This window comes from Campylobacter sp. 2018MI10, assembly GCF_018501175.1.
Taxonomy (GTDB): Bacteria; Campylobacterota; Campylobacteria; order Campylobacterales; family Campylobacteraceae; genus Campylobacter_E.
In genome coordinates, this window is the sequence record NZ_JAHCZD010000014.1 from 18,624 (window position 1) to 35,239 (window position 16,616).

Below are 16,616 nucleotides of genomic sequence, written 5' to 3' on the forward strand. Positions count from 1 at the left end.
AAAGGGGTAAAAATTATTTTTTACTTTCTTTTAGTGCAATGTGTAATTCATTTAGCTGAGCATAAGCAACTTTGCTTGGTGCATCAGTCATTAGACATTGTGCTCTTTGAGTTTTAGGGAATGCTATTACATCTCTAATTGAGCTAGATTTTGTAACTAGCATTAATAATCTATCAAGCCCTATTGCAAATCCACCATGGCTAGGTGCTCCATAGCTTAAGGCATCTAATAAAAAGCCAAATTTTTCTTTTTGTTCATCTTCGCTAATTCCAAGTAATTTAAATACTTTTTGTTGAATATCGCTTCTATGAATTCTTATACTTCCACCACCAAGCTCAACTCCGTTTAATACTATATCATAAGCAATAGAATTTATCTCATCAATTGGTGCATCAATATTTTTTGGCATTGTGAATGGATGGTGCATTGCCGAATAGCTTCCATCATCATTTTGTTCAAACATAGGAAAGTCAACAACCCATAAAAACTCAAATTTATTTTCATCAATAATCTTTAATTCATTTGCTAAGAATAATCTAAATCTTCCCATATAATCTAAAACGGTTTTTTTAGCACCAACGCCAAAGAATACTACATCTCCTACACTAAAATCAGCTTTTTCTTTTAAGAAATTTATAAGCTCAGCTCCATCATCATCAAAAAATTTAGTCAATGGTCCTTTTGGTCCATCTTCTTTCATTTGAATAAATGCAAGTCCTTTAGCACCAAATTTTCTAACATATTCTTCAAATCCTTGCATTTGGCGTTTTGAAAAAATATTATCTCCATTTTTAACAACAATTGCTTTTACACGATTTTTCTTAGTATCTTTTGCAGGTTCGCTAAAAATAGCGTTATTTGACTTTGCAAAAATGTGTGCAACATCAATCATCGGCATATCAAATCTTAAATCAGGTTTATCACTTCCATAAAGCTCCATTGCTTCATTATAGGTCATTCTTTTTACTTTAAGAGGCATTGTAATGCCAACACTTGCAAATGTTTCTCTTAAGAAAGTTTCAGCATTTTGCATAACCATTTCTTGGTCGCAAAAACTCATCTCAACATCTATTTGAGTAAATTCAGGTTGTCTATCAGCTCTTAAATCTTCATCTCTAAAGCATTTTGCAATTTGAAAGTATTTATCAAACCCAGCAACCATTAAAAGTTGTTTGAATAATTGTGGGCTTTGTGGTAACGCATAAAATTCGCCTTCATGCACACGAGATGGAACTAAATAATCTCTTGCACCTTCAGGTGTAGCTTTTGTTAAAATCGGAGTTTCTACTTCCATAAAGCCTAATTTTGTTAAAGCATTTCTAGCTGCTGTTGTAATGATTGAACGCTTTTTAAAATTATCTAATAATTTAGGATTTCTAAGACTTAAAAATCTATATTTTAGTCTTAATTCTTCATTAACATTTAAATCATTTATATCAAAAGGTAGCGCTTTTGCACTATTAATTAGTTCAATTTCGCTACATACTATTTCAATTTCTCCGGTTTTTAGTCTTGGATTTACTAAACCTTCGCCTCTAGCTCTAATCTTACCTTTAGCACTTATTACATACTCATCTCTTAAGCTACTTGCTATTTCGTGAGCATTTTTGTTTATTTCAGGGTCACATACTAATTGAATAATACCTTCTTTATCTCTTAAATCTAAAAATACAACTCCACCATGGTCGCGGTAGCTATTTACAAATCCAGCTACAACTACTTCTTCATCAATGTTTTTAATGCTAAGCTCAGTGCTATAATGTGTTCTCAATTTCTTTCCTTAACATGAATTTTTATTAAATTAATTGATTTTTACTCAAAAATTGTAAATTTATAATAAAAAGAATAAGAAAAGATTATGAAAAATAAAGAAATTAAAAAAATAATTATATTTTGCAAATTAGGTTTAGAAGATAGTTTGGAATTAAATAATATAAAAAATTATCTTAATAGTAAAAATATTGCATATTTAATATATATAAATGATAGAAAAAATGAAATAGAATTTGATTTAGAAAATGTGGGATTATTAATATCCTTAGGTGGAGATGGAAATATAATTTCAGCTTGTAGATATTTAGCAAATTCTAATATTCCTGTGTTTGGAGTAAATGCCGGTAATTTAGGCTTTTTAACAGAGTTTAAAACTACAGAATTTGAAACTGGTATGAATGAGTTTTTAAATGGTTCATATAAACTTGAGCGACCATTTTTACTAAGTGTTCAAATAAAGCTAAATAATGGCAAAATCTTACAAAAATATGCTTTTAATGACGCAGTATTTAATAGAGCAAATCATTTATTATTAGCGGATATAAAAACGAGTTTTAAAGGAGATATTTTTAATAACTATAATGCCGATGGGCTTATAATCTCCACTCCTTCAGGCTCAACTGCTTATAATCTTAGTGCAGGCGGCTCAATTATTTATCCATTAAGCCGTGTTTTTATGCTAACTCCAATTTGTTCTCATTCGCTTACTCAAAGACCAATAGTATTACCTAAAAGTTTTTTTATTGATATTATAAGTGCAAATTGCACTTTAAGTATAGATGGGCAAGAAGTATTTAATAAAGATGAATTTAAAAGCGTTAGAATAGGGCTTAGTAATGTAAGAGCAAATATCATTAGGCGTAAAAATAGCTCTTATTTTAGGGTTTTAAATGAAAAGCTTAATTGGGGAGAAGTAAGATGATAGAAAGATTATATTTTACAAATAATATAACTTTTGATGAACTTAACTTAGAATTTAAAAATGGTCTTATAGTTTTTACAGGTTCTAGTGGAGCTGGAAAATCAGTGATTTTTAAAAGCATATTAGCAGCTTTTGGAATTTTTGAAAGCAGTGCAAGTCTTTTAGAAATTAGCATAGATGATAAGATAAATGATGAAAGTATAGAAAATTCTAATCCAAATGTTTTTAGGGTTAAAAAGGATAAAGTTACTAGATATTTTATAAACAATCAAGCAGTTTCAAAAAAGATTATGAGTGAGCTAAATGCTAGTAATATTCGCTATTTATCGGCTAAAAATTATGATGATTTTGAGCCAAATTATTTATTAAAAATGCTAGATTTAATCATAGTTAAAAAAGAACAAAATTATGAAAATACTTTAAATGAATATAAAAATAATTTTAAAAAATTAGATGAATTAGAAAAAGAATACAAAAAATTATGTGAAGATGAAAATAAAATCAATGATTTAAAAGAATTATTAAGCTTAGAAATTAAAAAAATTAAAGATATAAATCCAAAAATAGGCGAATATGAAAAATTATTAGATATTAAAACCAAGCTTTCAAAAAGAGATAAAATAGAACAAGCTTTAAGAAAATCAGAAGGCATTTTTGCCTATGAGAGCAGTGTTTTAGAGCTTTTAAGATTAGCTAATATTGATAGTGAATTTTTTGTAAGTGCTATGAATGAATTAAATGATATTTATAATGATTTAAGTAATGATAGTAGTGAGTTAGATATTGAAGAGATTTTAAATAGATTAGAAAAGCTTCATTATCTAGTAAAGCGTTATGGAAGCGTTGAAGATGCGTTAAATATACTAAAAGATAAAGAAAAAGAATTAAATATTTATGAAAATATTGATTACGAAAAAGACAATATTGAAAAAGAGCTTAAAACTCTAAAAAATAAGCTTATAAGCGATGCGAAAGCTATATCAAAAATAAGATTAATTTACCTTAATGAACTTGAGTGTAAAATTAATGATTATCTAAATTTGTTATACTTAGACAAAATTGCTCTTAGGTTAGTGGAATTTGAACTAGGAATTAACGGCATAGATAGATTTGAAATCAGTCTAAATAAAGCGGGTTTTAAAGAGATTAGCTCGGGCGAGTTAAATAGATTAAGACTTGCATTTTTGGCTAGTTTTGCTGATTTTATTGATTATGCGAATGGTTATATATTTTTAGATGAGATAGATGCTAATTTAAGCGGAAAAGAGGCTATTAGTATTGCAAATGTAATTAGTAAATTAAGTAAGCATTATCAAATATTTGTAATAACTCATATGCCTTGGATTTGTGCAAAAGCAAATCAGCATTTTTTAGTAAGTAAAGAAAACAATAAAAGCTTTGCAAGAGAGCTTAGAAAAGATGAAGTAGCAAATGAACTTGCAAGAATGATTAGTGATGAGAATATCAGTCAATCAGCCTTAGATTTTGCAAAAACCATATTAGAAGGAAAAGAATGAAATTACTATTAGTAGATGACAATAAGATGTTAGCTAAAGCAATAGCAAAAAAAGTTAGTGGCGCATTAAATTGCGAATTTGATGTAGCTTATGATTTTGCAGAGGCTAAAGAGTTGCTAGATAATAATCAGTATTTTGCTGCATTACTTGATTTATGTTTGCCTGATGCTATGCATGGTCAAGTTGTTGATTATGCTCTATCTAAGAAAATTCCAAGTATTATTCTAACTGGACTTGATGATGACGCTACAAGAAAAAGTTTTATGGATAAAGACATTGTTGATTATGTGCTAAAAGAAGGTAGCGAATGTGTTGATTATATAATAGATATTATTGAACGCTTACAAAGAAACGAAAATACAAAAATTATAGTGGCTGAAGATTCAATGGCTATGAGAAATATTATTAAAAATATTTTGCAAGCTTACAAATTCCAAGTTTTCCCAGCAGCTCATGGAGCTGAAGCATTAGGATATTTAGAACAACACCCTGATGTAAAACTTATTTTAACAGATAAAGAAATGCCAGCAGTTTCTGGTGAAGAACTTATAAAAGAAGTTAGAAAATCTTATAATAAAAATCAATTAGGAATAATAGTTTTAACAGCTCACGGAAGTGATGATGTTGGTGCTAGAATGCTAAAAACCGGAGCAAATGATTTTATTCAAAAGCCATTTTCAAGAGAGAATATTATTTGTAGGATTAATAATAGTATAGATTTAATTTATTATTCAGAACAACTAAAAGAAAGTGCTGAAAAGGACTTTTTAACAAAATTAAATAATAGAAAAAGCTTTTTTGAGGCTAGCAAAGAATATTATTCAAAAATCAATGATGATGTTGATTTTGCTGTATTAATGATAGATATAGATAAATTTAAAAACATTAACGATACACTAGGTCATGCTGCAGGAGATAGCGTTATTGTTCAATGTGGTCAAACTCTACTTGAACAAGTTAAGGGCGGGGATATGGTTGCTAGATTTGGTGGCGAAGAATTTTGTTTATTAATTAAAAATATTAAGAAAGAAGACGCTATTAAAATGGCAGTGAAGATTAGAAGTGCAATTAAATCAACTCCTGCTATGTATCTTGATAAACCAATTAATTTCACAGCTTCAATAGGAGTTGCAGTAGGCTCTAAAAAATCAGAAATAGAAGAAATGATTAAAAAAGCTGATGAAGCTTTATATGACGCTAAAAGAAATGGTCGTGATAGAGTTGAAGTTTATGAAGGCGAATAATAGTGATAATTGATACTCATACGCATTTAGATGATGAAAGATATGATGATATCTTAGATGAAGTTTTGCTTAATGCTAGCAATGAAGAAGTAAAACTTCATATTATTCCAGGTGCTGATATAAAAACATTACAAAAAGCTCGTGATATTTCACATAAATATGATAATGTATATTTTGCTGCCGGAGTTCATCCTTATGATATACAAGATTTTGATTTAGACTACTTAAAGAGTTTTTTAGAAGATAGTAAATGTGTTGCAATAGGAGAATGTGGTTTAGATTATTATAAAAATCCTAGCGAAGAAGAAAAAAATCTACAAAAAGAAGTATTCAAAAAACAGATTGAACTATCAATTGAAAGAAAACTACCATTAATAATACATATAAGAGATGCAAATGCTGATTCTTTAGAAATATTAAAGGCTTATAAAGAAGCTTTTGGAGTATTGCATTGTTTTAATGCAAGTCCAATTCTATTGGAATTAAGCGATAGATTTTATTATGGAATTGGAGGAGTGCTTACATTTAAAAATGCAAAAAACTTAGTTGAAATCTTACCTAAAATCAAAACAGATAGATTACTTATAGAAACTGATTCACCTTATCTTACCCCGCATCCACACAGGGGGACTTTAAATGAGCCAAAATATTGCAAATTGGTTGCACAAAAAATGGCAGAAATACTAAATAAATCAATTGAGGAGATAGAAGAACTTACAACAAATAACGCAAAAAAATTATTTAAAGGATTAATTTGAAAAAATTTATATTATTAATAGTTACAAGTATTTGTTTATATGCGAATTTTTCAGTAGATAAATACGATAAACAAGAAAAAATCTTAAAAAGTATTGATGTAGATTTAAGATATTTACAAGACCAATCTTTTATGGAAATTTTTTACGATATGAGTGAAAGAGAAGTGCTTTATTTTACAAAAGTATTGAATGAAGCTAATATGAATATTCCAATTATTAAAGCAATTTTAAAAAAAGAAGGTGTTCCTGATGTTTTTTTATATCTTGCTATGGTTGAGAGTAATTTTAAAACAGATGCTAAATCTGGAGTAAAAGCTACAGGTGTTTGGCAATTTATGGAACCTACTGCTAAGAATTTTGGTCTAAAAATTGACAAATTTATTGATGAAAGAAAAGATGTTGTAGCTGCTAGCGTTGCTGCTGCAAAATATTTACATAGGCTAAAAGATGAATTTGGTAAATGGTATTTAGCTATTTTTGCTTACAATTGTGGAAATGGCTGTGTTAGAAAAGCTATTAAAAATGCAGGTAGTGATGAATTAAGTGTATTATTAGATGAAGACCAAAAATATTTGCCTAAAGAAACAAGAAGATTTTTCAAAAAGATTTTAAGCACTAGTTTAATAGCAGAAAATGATATTGCTAAGTATGGTGATATTTATTTATTAAATCAAGTTATGGCACTTAATATAGGTAAAGTTGATGTAAAACCAAAAGAGAGTTTATCGTCAATTGCTAGAAAAGCTGGGATTAGTTTAAGTGAATTTAAAGATTTAAACCCACAATTTAAAGGCGATTTTGCACCACCTTATAATTATTATGCTTATTTACCAATAGAAAAGATAGCAGCTTATAAAGATAACTCAAATCCTATTAAGTATGCTAAAAATAATGTAAAAAATGTAATAAGCTATAGGGTAAAACAAGGTGATACAATATATGCAATAGCTAAGAAAAATGGTGTTTCTACAAATGCTTTAAGAGCTTATAATAATTTAAAAGATGATAGAATTGGAATTAATCAAACCTTATTAATTCCTGTATTAGTATATGATGATAGTAAGGAGGCTAAAAATTGAAAAAATATTTAGTTTTCGCTAGTTTTTTATTTTTATTTGCTGCTTGTTCAACTACAAGTAGCTTAAACCAAAATTATAATTATGGAGTAGCTAAACCAAATACTCCAGCTACAATGAGACCTTATACAATAAATGGTAAGACTTATTATCCAAGTAAGGTTGATATTGGAGATACTGAAACTGGCATTGCTAGTTGGTATGGTCCAGGTTTTCATGGTAAAAAGACTTCAAATGGAGAAACTTTTAATACAAATTCTATGACAGCAGCTCATAAAACTTTACCTATGAATACAATGGTTAGAGTTGATAATTTAGAAAATGGAAAAAGTGTTGTAGTAAGAGTTAATGATAGAGGGCCATTTGTTGCTGGAAGAATTATTGATTTATCAAATCGTGCAGCGCATGAAATAGATATGACCAAAAAAGGCACTGCAAGGGTAAAATTAACTATATTAGGTTTTAATCAAGACAATATTAAACCTCAAATATCTAATACAAATTCCAACATTCAAAATAGTGTAAATAGTATTATGGGTGGAGATTTTATGATACAAATAGGAGCGTTTAAAAGCTCTGCAAATGCTTATAATTTAGCAAAAAGATATGCAAATTATAAAGGTTATACAAGCAAAGTATTAAATTCTAGCGATGGATTTTATAGAGTGTTTTTAAAAGGCTTTAGAAGTGAAGAAGAAGCAAAGGATTTTATAAACTTAGCTAATTTTCTAGGTTCATTTATATTTAGGGAGTAAGAATGATTAAATTAGTTATTTTAGATATTGATGGATGTTTAAGTGATGGTAAAATTATTTATTCTCCTAATGCTGATTTGATTAAAGAATTTAATGTAAAAGATGGAGCTGCTATTTTAAAAGCTAAAGAATTGGGTATAAAATTTGCAATTATTACAGGAAGAAGTTCTGAAGTTGTTTTAAATAGGGCAAGAGATTTAGGTATTGAATATGTATATTGTGGTATTAAAGATAAGCTAAGTTGTGCTAAAACATTACTGAAAGATTTAAATATTACTTTTGATGAAGTTGCTGCAATAGGGGACTATTATAACGATTTAGACCTTTTAAAATCTGTTAAGCTACCTTTTATTCCTAAAGATGGGGCAAAAATTTTTGGAAGAATTTTAAATACAAAAGGTGGATATGGTTGTGTGCATGAAATGCTTGAAATTATTGTAAAAGAAAATAATCAATTAAAGCAGTGGATTAAGTGTTAATAAAAACTTTTAATATTATTTTAGTTTCTATGCTATCTATGCTTTTTTTTATAATAATACAAAAGCCTTATGATATTGATAAGATGAATTATCAACTTGATTTTAAAAGCCTTGAAGCTAATGATATTATTGGTTATGAGCTTAGTAATAAGCTTGAAAAAATAGCTTATGCTAAGCAATATTACAAAATAAATAATCAAGATAATTTGATAGATTTGAGTATAAATGATTTAGAAAAGCATTTAAGTAGTAATAAGGCAACTAAAGAAAATAATATTATAGTATTAAATGGCGATGTCAAATATAAAGATAATCTAATTAAGCTTGAAAGCGATGTATTAAATTATTCAATAAATGAAAAAATCTTAAGCTCTTTGAGTAAAACTAAAGTAACCTATAATAATAGTTTAATTAATGCTAATTCTTTTAGTTATAATTTAAATTCTTCAGATTTATTATTAAAAGAGGTTGATTTATGTATAGAAAAATAGTTATTTTATTATTATCTTTATGTAGTTTATATGCTGAAAAAATTGAGATTAATGCAAAAATTTTTGAAGGTAATAAAGATAATCAAACTGGGGTATTTAGCAAAGATGTTAGTATAAGGCAAGGTAAAGATTATTTAAATTGTCAAATATTGACAATAAGAACAAATAAGGATAATAAAATTGCTAGCTATGAAGCACAATATGTAACAAGTTTTTCTATAAGTTTAAATAAAGATAATTTCAAAGGTAAAGCAGATAAGATTGTTTATGATGTAAATAAAAATACTTATGAGCTTATAGGGAATGTTAAAATTACAGAAAATAACAAAGAATTATCAGCAGATTATATTTATATAAACCAAAATGATGGAACATATAAAGTAAAAAGCGATAAAGCTAATAAACCAGTTAAATTAATTTTTGAGATAGCAAAATGAATATAGTAAGTGCAAAATTTTTAATATCTTGTGAAAAATATTTTCAAACACAAGAATATAATTTGGGTGAAATTGCTTTTTTAGGTCGTTCTAATGTAGGTAAAAGCTCTTTAATAAATGCTTTAGCAAATCACAAAGGTCTTGCAAAATCATCTTCAACTCCAGGCAAAACTCAATTAATTAATTTTTTTGAAGTTACATTTGCGGATAAAAACAAATTGATTTTAATAGATTTACCAGGTTTTGGATATGCAAGGGTTTCTAAGGATAAAAAAGCTGCTTGGAACAAGAATTTAAATGAATTTTTACAAAAAAGAAAAGAAATAAAATGCTTTATTCATTTAATAGACTCAAGACACGATGATTTAGATATAGATGAAGGTGTTTATGAATATTTACAAGATTTTATGAATGAAAATCAAATTTATATAAAGGTTTTTACAAAAATTGATAAATTAAATCAGAGTGAATTTTCAAAACTAAAATCAAAATATAAAGATGCAATTTATGTATCAAGTGCTAGTAAAAAAGGTATAGATAAATTGCAGGAAAAAATATATGAGTTTATTAAATGAAAGAACGAGTTGGGTTAAGCTATTATATAACAATATTTGTTTTATTTTTTTACCAATTGCTATGCTCTATTACATTTTTTTTACCACCTTTACTCGGAGTTTTTTTTGTATTTTTGATTATACATTTTAAAAAAAGTGGTTTTGATAAAACTAGCTTGCTTATTATTTTATATCTATGTCTTATTGAAATAACCCACGGATTAGTGTTGTTTAGCACTACAATAGCGTTTTTAATATTTTTTTATTATTTTTATGATAAGTTGATTTACAAACTTAAAAATAGGGATATTTTGATAATTATTTTTATAATATTTGTATATTTTATAGATATATTTTTAAATTTATTATTTTCTTATTTATTTGAACTAGAAGTGCTTAAATTAAGCAATATTTTTATTTATTATATATGCCTTGAATCTTTATTATCAATTATTTTGTTTAGAGGTATTGTGTGAGATTAAAATTTGTAATTTTTGTAATATTGTCATTTTTTATAATGCTACTTTCTAGGGTATATTGGCTTAGTATTTATAGCAATGATTATTATGAAGAACTAGCACAAAAGAATTCAACCAAAGAAGAATTAATTCCGCCTATTAGAGGGATAATATTAGATAGAAATAATACCCCATTAGCTGTTAATCAGCTCGGATTTTCAATATCTTTAAAACCACATTTAAGTAGTAATTTATTAGATGTAACAACTAATAAAATTCTAAAATGCTTTAGTGATTTAGATATTGATAAAATTATTAAAATATATAAAAGAGAAAATAGCTATTACAATCAAGATGAAATAGAAATTATAGATTTTATAGAGTATGAGAAGATAAATCCTTGTTATTTTGAGCTGAATTTAGATGATAATATATTAATAAAACCAAGTGTTAAAAGACTATATCCATTTAATTCTTTAGCAAGTCATATAATAGGCTATGTGGCAAGGGCAAATGCTGAAGATATGGTAAATAATGATGTTGTAAAAGTTACAAAAAAAATTGGAAAAACAGGCATAGAAAAATATTATGATGATATATTACAAGGCACGCCTGGTAAAAAAGTTACAAAAGTAAATTCCATCAATCAAGAAGTAGAAGAAATTGAGTTTAAAAAACCAATTATGGAAAATGACATAAAACTCACTATTGATATAAGAATGCAGCAATACTTAGATGAATTGTTTAAAAATATTAGTGGTTCAGCAGTTGTTTTAAATATTGAAGATGGCTCAATTATTGCAGCAGGTTCTTATCCAGAGTATGATTTAAATCCTTTTGTTACTGGAATTTCACAAAACGAATGGGATATGATGATACAAGATTTAGACCACCCATTTACAAATAAGATTATAAATGGTCGTTATCCACCAGGTTCGGTTGTCAAAATGGGCGTAGGCTTATCGTTTTTGCAAAGTGGTAAAATAGATACTAATACTACTTTTACTTGTTCTGGTTCTTTTGATTTTGGTGGTAGAAAATTTAGATGCCATAATGTATATGGGCATGGGGTTATGGATTTAAGAACTGCTATTAGGTCAAGTTGTGATGATTATTTTTATAAAGGCAGCTTAAAAGTTGGAATAGCTGATATAAGTGCAAGTTTATATAAGCTTGGATTTGGTAGAAAAACAGATATTGATTTACCACTTGAGAGTGTTGGTATATTACCAAATAAAGTATGGAAAAGTTCAAGATATAACCAGCCTTGGTATCAAGGTGAAACTTTAATTACTAGCATAGGGCAAGGTAATTTCCTAGCAACTCCAATGCAAGTAGCAGTCTATACAGCAAAATTAGCTAGTGGATATGAAATAAAGCCACATTTCGTAGATGAAATAAATAAAGAAAAAGTTGAAATTGTTAAAAAAGATATTTTTACTCAAAGCGAACAACAAGATTTAAAATATATTAGAGCAGCTATGTATGATGTAGCAAATACACCTAAAGGCACAGGATATAAACCTTTATTAGAGAGTAAAATCACATTAGCAGCCAAAACAGGCACAGCGCAAGTTGTAGGGATTTCTCAAAGTGAAAAAAAGCGTATGAAAGAAGAAAATATGGAATATTACACAAGAAGTCACGCTTGGATGAATGCTTATGGACCTTATGAAGAGCCAAAATATGCCGTGGTTGTTCTAGTTGAGCATGGAATGCACGGAGGTGCTACTTCTGGGCCAATTGTTGCAAAAATATTTAATAAATTATTAGAATTAGGCTATATTGATGAGCAATATCAAAAGGGATTTAAAAAACATAAATGATATTTCAAATTCTAAATGTATTAAAGATAAATTATTATGATTAGCCTATTTTTTTGCAAGGATTTATATGTTTAGAGCATTTTATTTATCTAAAAAATGGTTTTTATGGTCTTGGGGCGGGAGTTTGCTTATTTTACTTGCAATTTTTTCTCAAACCTTACTTAATGTACAAATCAATAATTGGTATAAAGATTTTTATAATCTCTTACAAGCAGCACCACAAAATAGCACTTACGAGCAGTTTTTAAGTGGCTTGAGTGATTTTTTATTTATAGCTTTACCTTATATTTTAATAGCTACATTAACAGCGTTTTTTTCTAGGCATTTTGCTTTTGCTTGGAGAGAAGCTATTACATTTGCTTATCTTAAGGCTTGGCGTAAGAATAATGATTATATAGAAGGCTCATCACAGCGTATTCAAGAAGATATATATAGATTTGCAAAAATCGTTGAGAGCTTGGGTGTTGATATTATAAAGGCTTTTATGACCTTGATTGCTTTTTTGCCTATTTTATATACTTTAGGGGCTAATTTAGTTTTGCCTATTTTTAATTTTCAATCAGGTTTAATTATGTGGGCTTTATTAACAAGTGTTGGTGGTCTTATTATATCTTGGTTTGTTGGAATTAAACTTCCTAATCTTGAATATAACAATCAAAAAGCCGAAGCTGCTTTTAGAAAAGAACTAGTTTATGCAGAAAATGATAGAACCAATCACGCATTACCAGAGCAAATGTTTGAGCTTTTTACAGGGCTTAAGTTTAATTACAAAAGATTGTTTTTGCACTATGGATATTTTGATGTTTGGCTATATTTATATGAGCAATTTATGGTGATTTTTGCTTATTTGATAGTAGGGCAAAATTTATTCTTAGGAATAATTGCCCTAGGTGTTTTAGTTCAAATCAATAATGCTTTTAGTAGTGTTCGCTCAAGTTTTAGTGTTCTTACTAAAAATTGGACAACTATTACAGAATTAAGAAGTATTCACAAGCGTTTAAAAGAATTTGAAGAGCATATTAATTTTAAAATTAATTCTTAATTTATGTTATTTTGAATTAATTTTATTTGTATAAACTAATGGCATTTTTTAATTTTTAATAAAGGTTATTAATGAATTTTTTACAAAATCAAGCTTTAAAATATACTTGCAATTTTCTTAACAAAGAGCTTAAGTCTAAGTTTAATTTTAAAAATGAAGTTAATTTAGAAAAATCTAAAGATGGTAAAAAGGTAATGCTATATATTCATGTTCCGTTTTGCCATACTTTTTGTCCTTATTGTAGCTTTCACAAATTTGCTTATGATGAAGAATTATGTAAAGAATATTTTAAAACTTTAAGAATTGAATTACAGCAATTTAAGGATTTAGGATACGATTTTAATACACTTTATGTTGGTGGTGGAACTACTTTAATCAATGAAGCAGAACTTATAAAAACACTTAGTTTATGTAAGGATTTATTTAGTATTGAAGAGATTTCTTGTGAGAGTGACCCAAATCATATAAAGCCTGAAGCTTTAAAAGACTTTAAAGGGCTTATTGATAGGCTTAGTTGTGGGGTGCAGAGTTTTGATGATGAAATTTTAAGAAAAGTTAATCGTTTAGAAAAGTTTGGAAATCAAAAAGAATTAGTAAAAAAATTAGAATTAGCTAATGGTATTTTGCCAACTTTTAGTATTGATTTGATTTTTAATTTTCCATCACAAACAAAACAAATGCTAATAAAAGATATTGAATTAGCTAAAAATATTGCTCCATCACAAATTACTTTATATCCACTGATGAAATCTAATCTTACTAAAGAAATAATTGCAGCTAAATTAGGCATAGATAAACAAGATAATGAATATGAATTTTATAAGATAATTTGCGAATACTTTAGTGATTATGAGCAAAATAACTCTTGGAGTTTTTCTAAGGATAGAACTAGTTTTAATGATGAATATGTAAGCACACATCACGAATACATTGGTGCTGGTAGTGGGGCTTTTTCTTTTACAAATAATAAGCTTTTAGTAAATGCTTTTAAATTAGATGATTATAAAGCTAAGGTTTTAGCTGGTAAAAATCAAAAATTAGCTCACATAGATTTTAGTCCTGAAGATAGAATTAATTATATTTTTCTAACAGAGTTTTTTAAGGATAATTTGAATATTAATAATTTTAATTCTAATTATAATTGTGATTTAGAAAAACACTTAGGGCTAAAACTAAAAGCAATGCAGACTATAGGAGCAATTAACATAAATAATGGTATTATTAATAATACTTTTTTTGGTAAATATCTAGCACTTACCTTGATGAAAGAATTTTATATAAATATGGATTTAGTAAGGGCTTATTTTAGAAAGGATTTATAATGAAAAAATATTTATTTTTACTAATAAGCTCAATGCTTTTTGCTAGAGAAAATCCATTTGTGCCTATTGTAAAAATCAATAATCCAAGTCCTATTGAAGAGATAAAGGAATTTAAAAAAACAGCTTTTAGTGTTCCAAGCGATGCTAGAATTTTAAATAAAATGAAACTTATTTATACAAATGTAGATGGGACATTGAAAGAATTTGAGTTAGATATTAATGAAGCTCTTGATTGGCATAAAGTTTATATGCTACTTGACGCCCAAGAGCTTACAAACCAAGATAAAGAAGAAGCAAAAACTGAATTAAAAGAAGTTGATAAAATAAAACTTGCATTAAAAAATCAAGAAAATGCTAATGATGACAATTCTAATGTGGAGCAAAATACTACTAAAATTGCTGAAGTTAAGAAAGAAGAAAATCAAGAAAATAAAATTAGTAAAACCACAGAATATACACCTTTATCATTAGACATATCAAATAATTTTAAAATAGTTATAGACAAAAAAAATATTTCAATTAAAACAAATAGCGAATTAATTAGGGAATTTAGTTTAAAAAAACCAAATAGAATTGTTATGGATTTTAAAATTAATCCAAGTTTAAAAAATAAATCATTTGAAATAAAAGCTAATTATTTTGATGAAATTTATACTGGAGTTCATAGAAATTTTTATCGTCTTGTAATAAAACTTGATGGTATATATAATTATAATATTGAAAAAAAATCTAAAGAATATTTAATTAAATTACAATAAAAAGGGGTGTTATGAAAAAAATAATTTTTTTAGGTGCTGGATATGCAAATTTATCTTTAATTAAAAGTCTAAGCAAGGAAGATTTAACAAAGGCTGAATTTTTACTAATTAATAATAATTCATATCATTATAAAACTACAGAATTACATAAAATTGCAGCAAATGAGAGTGAAAAAAATATCAAAATTCCTTTAAAAGATATAATTCCTAGTGAAATTGTAATTATTCAAGATAGTGCTATTAAAATTGAAGGAAATAAATTATATTGCAAAAATACTGATTATGATTTTGATGAGATTTATGTAGGTTTAGGTGCTAATAAAAATACTTTTGGTATAGAAGGGCTTGATGAAGCTTATGAAATCGGAACTTATGAAGACGCTTTAAAAACTAAAGAAATTATTTATTCTAATTTAGAAAAATCTGAAAGTATTTATAAAAATATTGTAATTTGTGGAGCTGGATTTAGTGGTGTTGAATTATGTGCTTCTATAGCTCAAGTTTGCAAAAGCAAAGGAATTGATGCAAAAATTAGCATAGTTGAAGCTATGGATGAGATTTTGCCTATGTATAATAAAGATTTGGCAAAAATAGCAAGAAATTATCTTGAAAAATTAGGTGTAAAAGTTTTAACATCTCATAAAATTATTAAAAAAGTTGGGGATAGATTGTATTTAAACAATGAAGATACTTATATAGATTCAAAAAATATAATCTTTACAGCTGGCGTTAAGGGAAATGAAGTTATTAAAAATAGTGTATTTGAAAACAAAAATAATAGAATATTAGTTAATGAGTTTTTACAAGCGCCAAATTATTCAAATTGCTATATTTTAGGAGATTGTTCTTTAATTATGAATAATGATAGACCATTTGCTCCAACAGCTCAAATAGCTTGCAAGCAAGGTAATTATTTAGCAAGAAGTTTAAGTGCTAGGTTAAATAATGAAGAATTTAAAGAAACATTTATTTATAAAGACCAAGGAAGTGTTTGTTCTCTTAGTGAAAAATATGCCGTTGCAAGTATTCAAGGCAAAGATTTTAGTGGATTTTTAGCAAAAGTTCTTAAAAAAATCACAGAATTAAAATGGCAATATAAATTATTTGGATTTAAAGGTCTATAAATTTTTAATTCAAATTCTTTTTAGAATTTGAATTAAATTCTACAAAAATATTACGAATTTACACACTTTAAAATAAATTA

16 protein-coding genes are annotated in these 16,616 nt (G+C 27.0%); 15 read left to right on the forward strand and 1 reads right to left on the reverse strand.

Features of this window, described 5'->3' with window-relative positions; all coding sequences use genetic code 11:
- Window positions 1–13: 13 nt before the first annotated feature.
- Entirely contained in the window at window positions 14–1,771 is a 1,758-nt protein-coding gene (gene aspS / locus KJR01_RS07075) for an aspartate--tRNA ligase (RefSeq protein ID WP_214117977.1), read from the reverse strand.
- 87 nt (window positions 1,772–1,858) lie between these two features.
- Between aspS and KJR01_RS07080 the strand changes: the two genes are divergently transcribed.
- From KJR01_RS07080 to KJR01_RS07145, 15 genes are all read left to right on the forward strand, one after another.
- On the forward strand, window positions 1,859–2,695 hold the full coding sequence (locus tag KJR01_RS07080) for an NAD(+)/NADH kinase (protein ID WP_214117979.1): 837 nt from the start codon (window positions 1,859–1,861) through the stop codon (window positions 2,693–2,695).
- Window positions 2,692–4,212: an AAA family ATPase gene (locus tag KJR01_RS07085; RefSeq protein ID WP_214117981.1), complete on the forward strand. Its 1,521-nt coding sequence runs from the start codon at window positions 2,692–2,694 to the stop codon at window positions 4,210–4,212. The genes KJR01_RS07080 and KJR01_RS07085 overlap by 4 nt, the downstream gene beginning before the upstream one ends.
- On the forward strand, window positions 4,209–5,456 hold the full coding sequence (locus tag KJR01_RS07090) for a GGDEF domain-containing response regulator (RefSeq protein ID WP_214117982.1): 1,248 nt from the start codon (window positions 4,209–4,211) through the stop codon (window positions 5,454–5,456). The genes KJR01_RS07085 and KJR01_RS07090 overlap by 4 nt, the downstream gene beginning before the upstream one ends.
- Before the next feature lie 2 nt (window positions 5,457–5,458).
- Complete coding sequence (locus tag KJR01_RS07095) at window positions 5,459–6,214, forward strand: TatD family hydrolase (protein ID WP_214117984.1); 756 nt, start codon at window positions 5,459–5,461, stop codon at window positions 6,212–6,214.
- A complete protein-coding gene (locus KJR01_RS07100) occupies window positions 6,211–7,293 on the forward strand; it encodes a lytic transglycosylase domain-containing protein (protein WP_214117987.1) in 1,083 nt (360 codons plus the stop codon). Before KJR01_RS07095 ends, KJR01_RS07100 begins: the two co-directional genes overlap by 4 nt.
- Entirely contained in the window at window positions 7,290–8,045 is a 756-nt protein-coding gene (locus tag KJR01_RS10390) for a septal ring lytic transglycosylase RlpA family protein (RefSeq protein ID WP_284444073.1), read from the forward strand. The genes KJR01_RS07100 and KJR01_RS10390 overlap by 4 nt, the downstream gene beginning before the upstream one ends.
- Before the next feature lie 2 nt (window positions 8,046–8,047).
- Window positions 8,048–8,524, forward strand: coding sequence for a KdsC family phosphatase (locus tag KJR01_RS07110; RefSeq protein ID WP_214117989.1), 477 nt, complete (start codon window positions 8,048–8,050; stop codon window positions 8,522–8,524).
- Window positions 8,518–9,015, forward strand: coding sequence for an LPS export ABC transporter periplasmic protein LptC (gene lptC / locus KJR01_RS07115; RefSeq protein WP_214117990.1), 498 nt, complete (start codon window positions 8,518–8,520; stop codon window positions 9,013–9,015). The genes KJR01_RS07110 and lptC overlap by 7 nt, the downstream gene beginning before the upstream one ends.
- On the forward strand, window positions 9,000–9,452 hold the full coding sequence (lptA, locus tag KJR01_RS07120) for a lipopolysaccharide transport periplasmic protein LptA (RefSeq protein WP_214117992.1): 453 nt from the start codon (window positions 9,000–9,002) through the stop codon (window positions 9,450–9,452). The genes lptC and lptA overlap by 16 nt, the downstream gene beginning before the upstream one ends.
- On the forward strand, window positions 9,449–10,027 hold the full coding sequence (gene yihA / locus KJR01_RS07125) for a ribosome biogenesis GTP-binding protein YihA/YsxC (RefSeq protein WP_214117994.1): 579 nt from the start codon (window positions 9,449–9,451) through the stop codon (window positions 10,025–10,027). The genes lptA and yihA overlap by 4 nt, the downstream gene beginning before the upstream one ends.
- 451 nt (window positions 10,028–10,478) lie before the next feature.
- Window positions 10,479–12,290 (forward strand): penicillin-binding protein 2, encoded by a 1,812-nt coding sequence (gene mrdA / locus KJR01_RS07130; RefSeq protein ID WP_214117996.1) that lies wholly within the window; start codon window positions 10,479–10,481, stop codon window positions 12,288–12,290.
- A gap of 67 nt (window positions 12,291–12,357) precedes the next feature.
- Complete coding sequence (locus tag KJR01_RS07135; RefSeq protein WP_214117998.1) at window positions 12,358–13,332, forward strand: putative transporter; 975 nt, start codon at window positions 12,358–12,360, stop codon at window positions 13,330–13,332.
- A gap of 71 nt (window positions 13,333–13,403) precedes the next feature.
- The gene (locus tag KJR01_RS07140; RefSeq protein ID WP_239802643.1) at window positions 13,404–14,654 is read left to right on the forward strand and encodes a coproporphyrinogen III oxidase family protein; all 1,251 of its coding nucleotides are present in this window, start codon (window positions 13,404–13,406) and stop codon (window positions 14,652–14,654) included.
- On the forward strand, window positions 14,654–15,412 hold the full coding sequence (locus KJR01_RS10250) for an AMIN domain-containing protein (protein ID WP_250325162.1): 759 nt from the start codon (window positions 14,654–14,656) through the stop codon (window positions 15,410–15,412). Before KJR01_RS07140 ends, KJR01_RS10250 begins: the two co-directional genes overlap by 1 nt.
- Before the next feature lie 11 nt (window positions 15,413–15,423).
- Entirely contained in the window at window positions 15,424–16,536 is a 1,113-nt protein-coding gene (locus KJR01_RS07145; RefSeq protein WP_214118000.1) for an NAD(P)/FAD-dependent oxidoreductase, read from the forward strand.
- Window positions 16,537–16,616 lie beyond the last annotated feature (80 nt).

What these genes read in the sequence shown, in the direction of transcription:
- KJR01_RS07080 (WP_214117979.1), top strand. Translation starts at nt 1,859, where the DNA reads ATGAAAAATAAAGAAATTAAAAAAATAATTATATTTTGCAAATTAGGT.
- KJR01_RS07085 (WP_214117981.1), top strand. Translation starts at nt 2,692, where the DNA reads ATGATAGAAAGATTATATTTTACAAATAATATAACTTTTGATGAACTT.
- KJR01_RS07090 (WP_214117982.1), top strand. Translation starts at nt 4,209, where the DNA reads ATGAAATTACTATTAGTAGATGACAATAAGATGTTAGCTAAAGCAATA.
- KJR01_RS07110 (WP_214117989.1), top strand. Translation starts at nt 8,048, where the DNA reads ATGATTAAATTAGTTATTTTAGATATTGATGGATGTTTAAGTGATGGT.
- lptA (WP_214117992.1), top strand. Translation starts at nt 9,000, where the DNA reads ATGTATAGAAAAATAGTTATTTTATTATTATCTTTATGTAGTTTATAT.
- yihA (WP_214117994.1), top strand. Translation starts at nt 9,449, where the DNA reads ATGAATATAGTAAGTGCAAAATTTTTAATATCTTGTGAAAAATATTTT.
- KJR01_RS07135 (WP_214117998.1), top strand. Translation starts at nt 12,358, where the DNA reads ATGTTTAGAGCATTTTATTTATCTAAAAAATGGTTTTTATGGTCTTGG.
- KJR01_RS07140 (WP_239802643.1), top strand. Translation starts at nt 13,404, where the DNA reads ATGAATTTTTTACAAAATCAAGCTTTAAAATATACTTGCAATTTTCTT.
- KJR01_RS10250 (WP_250325162.1), top strand. Translation starts at nt 14,654, where the DNA reads ATGAAAAAATATTTATTTTTACTAATAAGCTCAATGCTTTTTGCTAGA.
- KJR01_RS07145 (WP_214118000.1), top strand. Translation starts at nt 15,424, where the DNA reads ATGAAAAAAATAATTTTTTTAGGTGCTGGATATGCAAATTTATCTTTA.